Origin of the sequence: Halomonas sp. McD50-4 (genome assembly GCF_022348135.1) — a bacterium.
Taxonomy (GTDB): domain Bacteria; phylum Pseudomonadota; class Gammaproteobacteria; order Pseudomonadales; family Halomonadaceae; genus Vreelandella; species Vreelandella piezotolerans.
The window spans coordinates 98719-109082 of sequence record NZ_JAKRFG010000014.1; the positions used below are offsets into that span (position 1 = coordinate 98719).

Genomic DNA, 10364 nt, shown 5'->3' on the forward strand with positions numbered 1-10364 from the left:
CTTTACTCCTTTTTGCCCTTAACAGCGAAAAAGAGCGGTGCGTAAAGTGATTCGGTCAGTGTGGCAAAAGTATGTCCGTTGGCCTGCTCGAAAAACAGCCGCTCGAATCGGGGCCATTGGTGGCCTAGATAGGCGCTTTGCGCTACTTCCCCGGTCACTTTGTAGCCGCCTTCATAGGCGGCTTCGGCGGCGGCGTAGGCGTCGCTCTCTCGTCCTTTCTCTTGTGCCATGTCCGGCGTGCCTTGCTTGGCCAGCCAGGCAAAACCGGCCTGTGGGGATAGCGGCAGCGGGGTTTCTAGGCCCGATTGCCACGCGGCGAGCTGGGTTTCTAGGTGCTGGCGTGCGGTCTCGGCATCCATCGGCTCCAGCGTGACGTGTCCGGCTTTGGAAAGTAGCAGGGTGGTCATCGGGCCGTTGAGGTTGCCTGCCAAGTGGGCGACCCAGGGGCGCAGCAGGTGGCTCCAGCGGTATTGGCCGCGCCCGCTGCCCTGGCTAATCAGGCTGCTGCTGAGCAGCAACAGGCGGCAGCGCTGGCCTTCCTCATCCTGGCGCAGCTCGCCCAAAGGCTCTTCCAGCGTTAGGCCGTGGGCCTCGAAGTGGATCAGGCTGTCGGGCAGGGGATGCGGCCATGCGTCTAGCGCCTCTTCGTAGGCGTTGAAAAGCGCCTCCATGGGATCGGCGAGTGCCGCGCGCATGCGTTCGCCGAACGCGCCCATGGCTAGTACGCCTTGGCCTTGAAAGCGCTCTAGCGCCTCGTGCAATGCCTCGATACGCGGCTGGCCGTGATCCACCGCGTGGCGCTGGGCGGCAATCAATTGGTCTTGGAGCTGCCAATTTTGCAGGCCATCCAGCGCGAAGGGCTCGGCGTCCAGCTCGGCCATTGCCTCCTGCTCGAAATAGACCCCCAGCCGGGTATTGAAGAAGCTGCGTACCGGCTCGCGCAGAAAGCTGCCTAGCTGCCCAAGCGAGAGGCTGGTGGGGGCGTTTTCCGGCGCTGGCAGCGTGCGGCTCGCAGCGGCGGGCGTGCGCGGGGCGTGTACTTCCCGCCATTCGTGGGCATAGGTGAACAGTCGGCTTGCCGGATGGTTGAAGTAAGCGCGGCTGAAGGGCTGCAGCGGATGCTCGGTGGTGAGGCTTTCCAGCAGCGGCGCGCCGTTTTCCGTTTGCCAGCCAGCCTCCAAATGGTCGCGCAGTTGGCCCACCAGTACCGAGGGGGGCAACGGGGAGTTGTCGATCTGGCTGCGGCCGACCCAGCTCACGTAGAGCTGGTCGCGGGCGGAGAGCAGCGCTTCCAAAAACAGGTAGCGGTCGTCTTCCCGGCGGGAGCGGTCGCCGGGGCGGTAGTCGCTGCCCATCAGGTCAAAATCCAGCGGCGGCTGGGAGCGGGGGTAGTCGCCGTCGTTCATGCCCAGCAGGCACACGCGCTTGAAGGGAATGGCGCGCATGGGCATCAGCGTGGCAAAGTTGACCGCCCCGGCCAGGAAGCGCTGGGAAAGGCTGTGCTCATCGATCTGCGCTAGCCAGTGCTCCCGCACCATGGAGAGCGGCAGCGGGTCGTCGAGTTCGGCTTCCTGGCTGCTTTCCAGCAACTGCTGTAAGCCGTTTTCCAGCTTGGTGAGCATGATGCTCTCTTGAGCATCATCGGTCAGGAAGAAGGTTTCCAGCAGCGCCCGCAGCCGCGCGACCCAGGTGGCGGCATCGGTGGGCTGGCAGAAGGTTTCCCAGGTGGCGTCGAGCTTCTCCAGCAGCGTGGCCAGCGGCCCCGCCAAACCCGCTTCCAGCCCGCCAATATCATCGAAAGGCTCGATGCCTTGCCAGGCGTGGCCGTCGCCCACGGTGTAGCCCAGCAGCAGGCGGCGCAGGCCGAAGGCCCAGGTGTTTTGGCTCAGCCCGCCGGGCAGCTCCAGCCGCTGGCGCTGCTGGGCGTTCAGCCCCCAGCGGATGCCCGCGCCTTCCATCCAGCGCTCCAGTACTGGCAAGTCGCGCTCTTCTAGGCCAAAGCGCTGGCGCAGGGCGGGTACATCCAGCAGGTCGAGTAAATCGCTCACCGACAGGCGCAGCTCCGGCAGCCGTAGCAGCTTTTCCAGCGCAATCATCAGCGGCAGGCGGTGGCGGCTGGCTTGGTCGGAGAGCGTATAGGGAATATGCCGCGGGTCGTCGGTGGGCAGCTGGCCAAATACTGCTTCAATGTGCGGCGCGTAGCGGTCGATATCCGGCACCATGACGATGATGTCGCGCGGGCGCAGGGCGGGGTCGGCGCTGAAGGCGGCCAGCAGCTGGTCGTGGAGAATCTCCACTTCCCGCTGGGGGCCGTGGGCGATATGGAACACGATGGAGTCGTCGTGCTCGGGCAGTGCGGGCCAGTGGCCTTGGGTTTCTGCCACCGGGCGTAGCTCGCGGATATCGTCTTGCAGTTGGCTGAGCAGGCAGTGGCGCTCCTCGCCGCTGAACGGCTCGAACATATCGATGCGCAGCGCCTGCTGCTCGAAAAGCGTTTGGTAGTTGCCCGCGTCGTCGTGCTCATCGAGTAGGCGGAGGTAGTCGCGGCCCTGCTTGCCCCAGGCGGCCAGCAGCGGCTGGGCGTGCAGGTGCAGGGCGTCATCGGCATCGCCGGTGCCTAGTACGTCCAGCGTGTCAGGCATGCCGGTTTTGCGCCGCTGACGATAACGCTGGGCGCGTAGCAGGTCTTTGTGCTCGATGATGTCCGCCCAGTAGAACTGGCAGGGGTTGTGCACGCACAGCACGATTTGGCAGCAGCGGGAGAGCGCTGCCAGGGCTTCCAGGGTTTGTTGGGGCAGCGACGAAATACCGAAAATGATCAGCCGACGGGGCAGCCCCGGCGGGCAGGCTTGGCCCTCTAACTTTTCGGTGGCTTTCAAGAAGCGCTGGTGTACCTGGGCGCGGCTGCTGTTCAGCCCGGCCTCGCCTTGGGTGGCGGCCACATCGTCACGCAGGATGCGCCACAGCGAAGGCTGCCAGCGCTGATGCTCTTCCAATGGGCGGTGCTCGCCTTTGGCAGTAATCAGCACATCGTGGCCGTTGGCCCAGGCGTCCAGCCAGTCGGCGCGGTACACTTGGTACTGGTCGAACAGGTCTGCTAGCCGCTCGGCCAACTGGTAATGCTTGCGCTGGTCGCGGTCGGTTTCTAGAAACTGCGCCAGCGGCTCGAACACTGGTTGCCCGGCCAACGTAGGCAGCAGGCGCAGTAGCCGCCAGACCAAGCGCGACTTGTCGAACGGCGAGGTTTCCGGCACGGCATCGGCGTGTTGGGAAACGTGGGTAAGCACCGTGCGGTAGGCCTGCCATAAAAACCGCGCGGGCAGCATGACGTCCAGCGCCGCCGCAATGCCCGCACCGCCGTTCTTAGGGTCTTCCGCTAACGCCAGCTTTAGCCACTGCCCAATACCATTGCTCTGCACCAGAATGGTTTCGTTCTCTAGCGGCCCCAGCGGGTGCAGCCGCATCCACTCCACTGCCAGCCCGCGTAAATCCTCCAGGCGATTGGCGTGCACCACCATAAACCCGGGCGTCAGCGAGGTGGGGGAGAACAAGGCATTGGCATGCATACGGCGGCGTTCCTTCACGGCAATCGGCGTTACGGGGTGCGGTGACGCTATGGTGCCATAAGTTGGGAGTACTCGCGTCTATCTGGAGTAGGAACTTTTATACGCCTTGAGTTATCATAAAGGATAACTTTGGTGGGGTGGGCTATGGACTGGCAAGTTGAGTTTTACCCAGGGGTGGAAAAGAAATTCTAGGCATGCCGCCTAAAATACAGGCCAGAATACTCCGGTTGCTGGAGATGGTAGAGACTCATGGCGCTAACCTTGGGCCACCACACACGGAATCGATGGGCGACGGTTTGTTTGAAATTAGGGCAAAGGCAAGAGAGGGGATTGGTCGTTCTCTGTTTTGTTATGTACATGGAAAACATATTGTTGTTCTTCATGCGTTCGTCAAAAAAAGCCAAAAAACGCCACGTCAGGCGTTAACGTTAGCGCGGACAAGACAGCGCGAGGTGCAGCCATGATGAACTTAAAGGCACTAAAAGAGCAGGCGTTACAAAACCCTGAAGTGAAGACGGAGTATGAACGTTTGGCACCGGAGTTTGTGTTGGCCTCCACACTGATTTCTATGCGCCAGCGTGCCGGTTTGACCCAAGAAGAGCTTGCCAAACGCTTGGATACACAAAAAAGTAACATTAGCCGCTTGGAGCGGGGAAGCAGTAACCCCGGCTGGAAAACACTACAGCGCTATGCACACGCCTGCGGTTTTGAGCTGACAGTACATGTTGAACGACAAAAACAGCCAACCCATTAAGCAGTCAGCGCGTTGCAATATTGGAACTCTTCTTGCGTCATCGGCTTACCGCCGCCAAGCTGTGGCCTTTGCCATGCCATTGAGAGGAGTCCGTGATGACCGAGCCGACCAATCATAGTACCCGCCGCCACTCTGCCCCGGTGGTTGATGGCCCCGGTAAAGCGGCTAGCCGCGCCATGCTGCGCGCCGTGGGCTTCAACGATGACGATTTTCGAAAGCCCCAAGTAGGTATCGCGTCCACCTGGAGCATGGTGACGCCGTGCAATAGCCACATTGGTGAGTTGGCGGAGCTCGCCCGCGATGGGGCTGATGCCGCAGGCGGCAAAGGCGTGGTGTTCAATACCATCACCATTTCTGATGGCATTGCCAACGGCACCGAAGGCATGAAGTACTCGCTGGTCTCGCGGGAGGTGATTGCCGATTCCATCGAAACCGTGGCGGGCTGCGAAGGGTTCGATGGCCTGGTGGCGATTGGCGGCTGCGATAAGAACATGCCGGGCTGCGTGATGGGGCTGGCACGGCTCGACCGCCCCAGCGTGTTCGTTTATGGCGGCACCATCATGCCCGGCAAGGGCCACACCGATATCGTCTCGGTGTTCGAGGCGATGGGCGCCCATTCCCGTGGCGACATCGACCTGATCGAGCTGAAAAACATCGAAGAGACGGCGATTCCCGGCCCTGGCTCCTGTGGGGGCATGTACACCGCCAACACCATGGCCTCGGCCATCGAGGCGCTGGGCATGAGCCTGCCGGGCAGCTCGGCGCAGAACGCGATTTCCCAAGAGAAGCGCGACGACTGCAAAGCTGCAGGCGAAGCCGTGTTGGCGCTGCTGGCTCAAGACATCAAGCCTTCCGATATCATGACCCGCGAAGCGTTCGAGAACGCCGTGACCGTGGTGATTGCCCTGGGTGGCTCCACCAACGCGGTGCTGCACTTGATCGGCATGGCGCGCACCATCGGCGTCGAGCTGACCCTGGCCGATTTCACCGAGATCGGTAAGCGCGTGCCGGTACTGGCCGACCTGCGCCCCAGCGGCCACTACATGATGAGCGAGCTGGTGGCGATTGGCGGTATTCAGCCGCTGATGAAAATTCTGCTGGACGCTGGACTGCTCAACGGCAACTGCTTGACCGTGACCGGTAAAACGCTGGCGGAAAACCTCGCCGATGTCGAGCCCTACCCGATGGATCAGCAGATCATCGCGCCGCTGGGTAACCCGATCAAAGCCGAAAGCCACCTGCGTATTCTGTTCGGTAATCTAGCGCCGGAAGGGGCGGTGGCGAAAATCACCGGCAAAGAGGGCACCCGCTTTAGCGGCTCGGCGCGGGTGTTTGGCTCGGAAGAGGAAGCCCAGGCGCGTATCAACGATGGCACCGTGGTGGCGGGCGACGTGGTGGTGATCCGCTACGAAGGCCCGAAGGGCGGCCCCGGCATGCGCGAGATGCTCACGCCCACCTCAGCCATCATGGGGCGTGGCTTGGGTAACGACGTGGCGCTGATTACCGATGGTCGCTTCTCGGGCGGCAGTCACGGGTTCGTGGTGGGGCATGTCTCGCCGGAAGCGTTCGACGGCGGCCCGCTGGCGCTGGTCGAAGATGGCGACCCCATTACCATCGATGCCGAAGCCGATACCATCGACGTGCACATCAGCGATGACGAGATGATGCGCCGCCGCGCGGCCTGGCAGCAGCCTACGCCTCGCTATACCCGCGGCGTGCTGGCCAAGTACGCGCGGCTGGTCAGTTCGGCAAGCACGGGGGCCGTCACCGACCAAGAGTAACCTGTCCGGTTAGGCTGTCACTAAGTCGTCAAGCGCAAGGCGTACCCTCAACGCTTTGCGCTTTTTAATGAGTAAACGGTGGGCATGATGGCGGTAGAAAATAAGATTCGAGGACGCGCTAGCGAGGTTTTTTGGGCGTTTTTAGCGCTGGGGCTGACGTCGTTTGGCGGGCCGGTGGCGCACCTGGGCTATTTTCGCACGGCCTTCGTTGAACGCCGCCAGTGGCTCAGCGAGCAGGCGTACGCCGATTTGGTCGCGCTGTGCCAGTTTTTACCGGGTCCCGCCAGCAGCCAGGTGGGCTTTGCCTTAGGGTTGATGCGTGCTGGCCCCTGGGGAGCCGCGCTGGCGTGGCTGGCGTTTACACTGCCCTCGGCCATCGTGTTGGTGCTGTTTGCACTGGGTGCCGCCGTGCTGGAGGGCCGGGTGGCCAGCGGCATCATTCACGGCTTGAAAATCGTCGCGGTGGCCATCGTGGCCCACGCGGTGTGGGGCATGGCGCGCAACCTCTGCCCGGATAAAACTCGCACGGGCATTGCCTTGGCGGCGGTGTTTGCGGTGGTAGTGGTCACCGGGCCGCTGGGTCAGGTGGCGGCGATCGTGTTGGGCAGCGCGGCGGGCTTGCTGCTGTGCCGCGACAGCACGGCATCGGCGTCCAGCGAATCGCTGCACTTCCCGGTGTCGCGCCGAGCGGGCACGTTAGCGTTGGCGCTGTTCGCCATTCTGTTGGTGCTCTTACCGCTGTTAGCCGGAAGCGCCGGTTGGTTGAACGTGGTCGATGCCTTCTACCGCTCAGGGGCGCTGGTATTTGGCGGCGGCCATGTGGTGCTGCCGCTGCTGGAAGCGGAAGTGGTGCAATCGGGTTGGGTCACGGCGGATGCGTTTTTGGCGGGTTACGGCGCGGCACAAGCGGTGCCGGGGCCGCTGTTTACGTTTGCGGCGTATTTGGGAGCGCTGCTGCCGGGCATCCCTAGTTTGGTGGGTGCGCTGTTAGCACTGCTAGCGATTTTTGTGCCGGGGTTTTTGCTGCTGGTCGGCGTGCTGCCCTTTTGGAATCAGTTCCGTCAGTGGAGAAGCGCTCAAGCGCTGATGCGCGGTGCCAACGCTGCGGTGGTGGGGATTTTAGGCGCGGCGCTCTATCAGCCGGTGTGGACCAGTGCCATCGTGGGGCCTTACGCGTTCGTGCTGGCATTGACGGGCTTTCTGCTGCTCTCCGTGTGGAAGCTGCCTGCTTGGCTCGTCGTCATTCTGGTGGCGCTGGGCGGCGTGATGATTCCGCCCCTGTAATCGGGGCGGGAAGATACTCAAAGAGGGTATCGAGCGGGAGGTGGCGTGGCTACTATGGCGCCTCCGGCTCTAACGTGCGACGCAGGACATTCAGTTCGTCGATGTCCAGATGCTCGAGCCTTCCGGCGAGCAGGTCGCTGATCTTTTGAACGGGTAAGCCAGCCCGGCGGGCGATTTCACGGCTCCCCAGATCTGATACGGCGATCAGGCGGGTAATGATGCGCATAAGGCGCGTACGTTTTTCAAGTTCCCTGACATCGAGGTCAGGGCTGCTTCGCGGAGGATCCATCGCTTCTGCGTGAGCAGTCGAGTATGCCGTACTCATGTGACTCCATCAGTCTGAAATGACAAACACACAATGCCGCCAACTCACGCGGTTTTCAATGCCTAATTCGAGGAAAATTTCACACGCCTCACCACGCCCGCAAACGCCCGTGGCTCTGGTAAACTATGCGCCTTCCTAATTCTGAGTGAGCCGCGCTTTGCACGGCTTATGGACTGCTTTCTAGCTTATGTTAGGCCGTTGGCCGAGGAGTTTTGCATGTCGAACAGCGCACCCAAAGTGGGCGTGATCATGGGGTCGAAGTCCGATTGGCCGGTCATGGAGCACGCGGTGGCGATGTTGGAGCGGCTGGGCGTTCCCTACGAGACTCGCGTGGTGTCGGCGCATCGCACGCCTGACTTGCTGTTCGATTATGCCAAAAGCGCTGCCGAGCGCGGCTTGCAAGTCATCGTGGCCGGTGCCGGTGGAGCGGCTCATTTGCCTGGCATGGTGGCATCACAAACGGCGCTGCCGGTACTCGGCGTGCCGGTGGAGTCCAAAGCGCTGAAAGGCCTGGACTCACTGCTCTCGATTGCGCAAATGCCGGGCGGTATTGCCGTGGGGACGCTGGCCATCGGCAAAGCGGGGGCCACCAATGCTGGCCTGCTGGCGGCTCAAATCGTTGGCCTGCACGACAGCGCCGTGCGCGACGCCGTAGATGCCTTCCGTGCCGAACAGACGCAGATGGTGCTTGACAACCCCGATCCGCGCCCCGAAGCGGACCAAGCCCAATAGGTAGCCCTCATGAGCGGACAGAGTGCAAACCGTATGATTGCAAAAAACATTGGTGTTCTTGGGGCGGGTCAGCTCGGCCGTATGCTGGCGCTGGCAGGCTATCCGCTGGGCAATACCTTCACGTTTTTGGATACCACCGGTAACCCCAGCGCGGGCATCGGTGAGGTGATCGTCGACCCTGATAACCAGCACTTGGCGGCGTTCCTCGAGAAGGTCGACGTGGTCACCTACGAGTTCGAGCACCTGCCCGTGGCGCTGGTCCAGCAGATCGAGCAGCACAAGCCGGTGTATCCCGGCAGTCGCGCCATTGCGGTGTGCCAGAACCGAGTAGAAGAGAAGGCGCTGTTCGACCGCTTAGGTATTCCCACGCCCGCCTACCGCGTGGTGGAAAGTGCTGAGCAGCTCGCCGCCGCCGCCGCCGAGCTGGGCTGCCCGGTGGTAGCCAAGTCGGTCACCGAAGGCTACGACGGCAAAGGGCAAGCGGTGCTGAAAGCGCCAGAGCAGGCCCAAGAGGCGTGGGAGGCCATTGGCCATTCACAGCTCATCGTCGAGGCGTTCGTCGATTTCGTTCGCGAAGTTTCGATGATTGCCGTGCGCGGCCGCGATGGGGAGGTGGTGTTCTACCCCATGGCCGAAAACCAACACGTGGGCGGCATTCTGCGCTACTCCGTGGCGCCGCTACCGGATTTGGACGCCAGCGTTCAGCAGACGGCCGACAGCTATATTCGTGCGCTGCTTGACGAGCTGGATTACGTTGGCGTGTTGGCGCTGGAGCTGTTCCAAACCCGCGACGGCAGCCTGTTGGCCAACGAAATGGCCCCGCGAGTGCATAATTCTGGCCACTGGACGATGGATGGCGCCGTCACCAGCCAGTTCGAGAACCATCTGCGGGCAGTGCAAGGTTTGCCATTAGGCGCAACGAACGCCACTGCGCCCACTTGCATGGTGAACGTCATCGGCTTGGAAGGCGACAATGCTGCGCTGCTGGCCATGGCCGACACGCATCTACACCGCTATGACAAGGAAGAGCGCCCTGGGCGTAAGCTGGCGCATGTCAACGTCGTGGCCGCCACCCACGCCGAGCTGTTAGAGAAAGTGCGTGCTTGCCAAGCATTGATTCCCGATGCGCCTCCCGTGGCGTGGAGTTTCGAATCCATGCTATAGGGATTCCTACAGGTCGACCCCTCGCCTTTTACTACTTCACCTCCATCGTTGGATGCCCCAGCGATGGAGGTGAATTTTTGTGACAAGGACTCCTCAAACGACGCCACCATGATACAAGGACCATGTCGTTTGGATGTCGCCACCGTTCACCCACGAATGCGTGAAAGGCATTACCTATGTGAAAGGTCGCTCTCCGTATCACTGAACGTATGGTGTCTTGCCCATGATAACGTCTTCAGGCTTGCCCAGTGATTTTCCTCAACCATGCTCGGTAGACACCATGCGTTTACGCAGCGAAAAAGTGCGCCTTCTTTACGCCAACATCTGGCAGCCTGTGTCAGCAGGCATTTTAGGTGCTCTCGTATTAGCGGCCGTCATGCGAAACGTAATGGATACGGCACATGTAGTGATGTGGTTTATCGTCCTTTTGGCCGTGTCTGCCTGGCGGTTGTGTGACGCCCGTCGTTTTTTGCAGTCGTCGCTGGAAGAGCAGGCAAAGGCCCAGTGGCTGTGGCGATTCGCTCTGGGAGCGCTGGTGGCGGGGTGCACATGGGGCGGCGGTGGCGTCTTGATGTTTCAGGGTGAGCAAACGGATTATGTGGCTTTTCTCGTGATTGTGCTGTCAGGCGTGCCCACACTGTCAAGCTAGTTGGAGTGTCAACGGCTGTTAGACTCTGAACGATGTGGGGCGTGACGAGGTTCCGATGAAGTACTCCGATGAGCGCCGGGAAGCCATCCTCAAGAAGCTGCTCCCGCCG

At 61.6% G+C, this 10364-nt stretch carries 9 protein-coding genes; 7 read left to right on the plus strand and 2 right to left on the minus strand.

Annotated elements, in window-relative coordinates:
- Positions 1 to 2: 2 nt before the first annotated feature.
- Positions 3 to 3566, minus strand: coding sequence for an exodeoxyribonuclease V subunit gamma (recC, locus tag MHM85_RS15645; RefSeq protein WP_219861352.1), 3564 nt, complete (start codon positions 3564 to 3566; stop codon positions 3 to 5).
- Positions 3567 to 3802: 236 nt separating this feature from the next.
- Here recC and MHM85_RS15650 point away from each other — a divergent pair, with 236 nt between their 5' ends.
- From MHM85_RS15650 to chrA, 4 genes are all read left to right on the plus strand, one after another.
- A complete protein-coding gene (locus MHM85_RS15650; RefSeq protein ID WP_239286410.1) occupies positions 3803 to 4030 on the plus strand; it encodes a type II toxin-antitoxin system RelE/ParE family toxin in 228 nt (75 codons plus the stop codon).
- Complete coding sequence (locus MHM85_RS15655; protein ID WP_239286408.1) at positions 4027 to 4320, plus strand: helix-turn-helix transcriptional regulator; 294 nt, start codon at positions 4027 to 4029, stop codon at positions 4318 to 4320. Before MHM85_RS15650 ends, MHM85_RS15655 begins: the two co-directional genes overlap by 4 nt.
- A gap of 95 nt (positions 4321 to 4415) precedes the next feature.
- The gene (gene ilvD, locus MHM85_RS15660) at positions 4416 to 6101 is read left to right on the plus strand and encodes a dihydroxy-acid dehydratase (protein WP_153843782.1); all 1686 of its coding nucleotides are present in this window, start codon (positions 4416 to 4418) and stop codon (positions 6099 to 6101) included.
- Positions 6102 to 6188: 87 nt separating this feature from the next.
- The gene (gene chrA / locus MHM85_RS15665; RefSeq protein ID WP_153843781.1) at positions 6189 to 7385 is read left to right on the plus strand and encodes a chromate efflux transporter; all 1197 of its coding nucleotides are present in this window, start codon (positions 6189 to 6191) and stop codon (positions 7383 to 7385) included.
- Between the two features lie 52 nt (positions 7386 to 7437).
- Here the strand turns inward: chrA and MHM85_RS15670 are convergent, their stop codons facing one another.
- Entirely contained in the window at positions 7438 to 7710 is a 273-nt protein-coding gene (locus MHM85_RS15670) for an XRE family transcriptional regulator (protein WP_139526744.1), read from the minus strand.
- Between the two features lie 216 nt (positions 7711 to 7926).
- Between MHM85_RS15670 and purE the strand changes: the two genes are divergently transcribed.
- From purE to MHM85_RS15685, 3 genes are all read left to right on the plus strand, one after another.
- Complete coding sequence (purE, locus tag MHM85_RS15675) at positions 7927 to 8442, plus strand: 5-(carboxyamino)imidazole ribonucleotide mutase (RefSeq protein WP_139526746.1); 516 nt, start codon at positions 7927 to 7929, stop codon at positions 8440 to 8442.
- A 33-nt stretch (positions 8443 to 8475) separates the two neighbouring features.
- A complete protein-coding gene (locus tag MHM85_RS15680; RefSeq protein WP_153843779.1) occupies positions 8476 to 9606 on the plus strand; it encodes a 5-(carboxyamino)imidazole ribonucleotide synthase in 1131 nt (376 codons plus the stop codon).
- Between the two features lie 223 nt (positions 9607 to 9829).
- Positions 9830 to 10255, plus strand: coding sequence for a hypothetical protein (locus MHM85_RS15685; RefSeq protein ID WP_239286409.1), 426 nt, complete (start codon positions 9830 to 9832; stop codon positions 10253 to 10255).
- Positions 10256 to 10364: the final 109 nt, after the last annotated feature.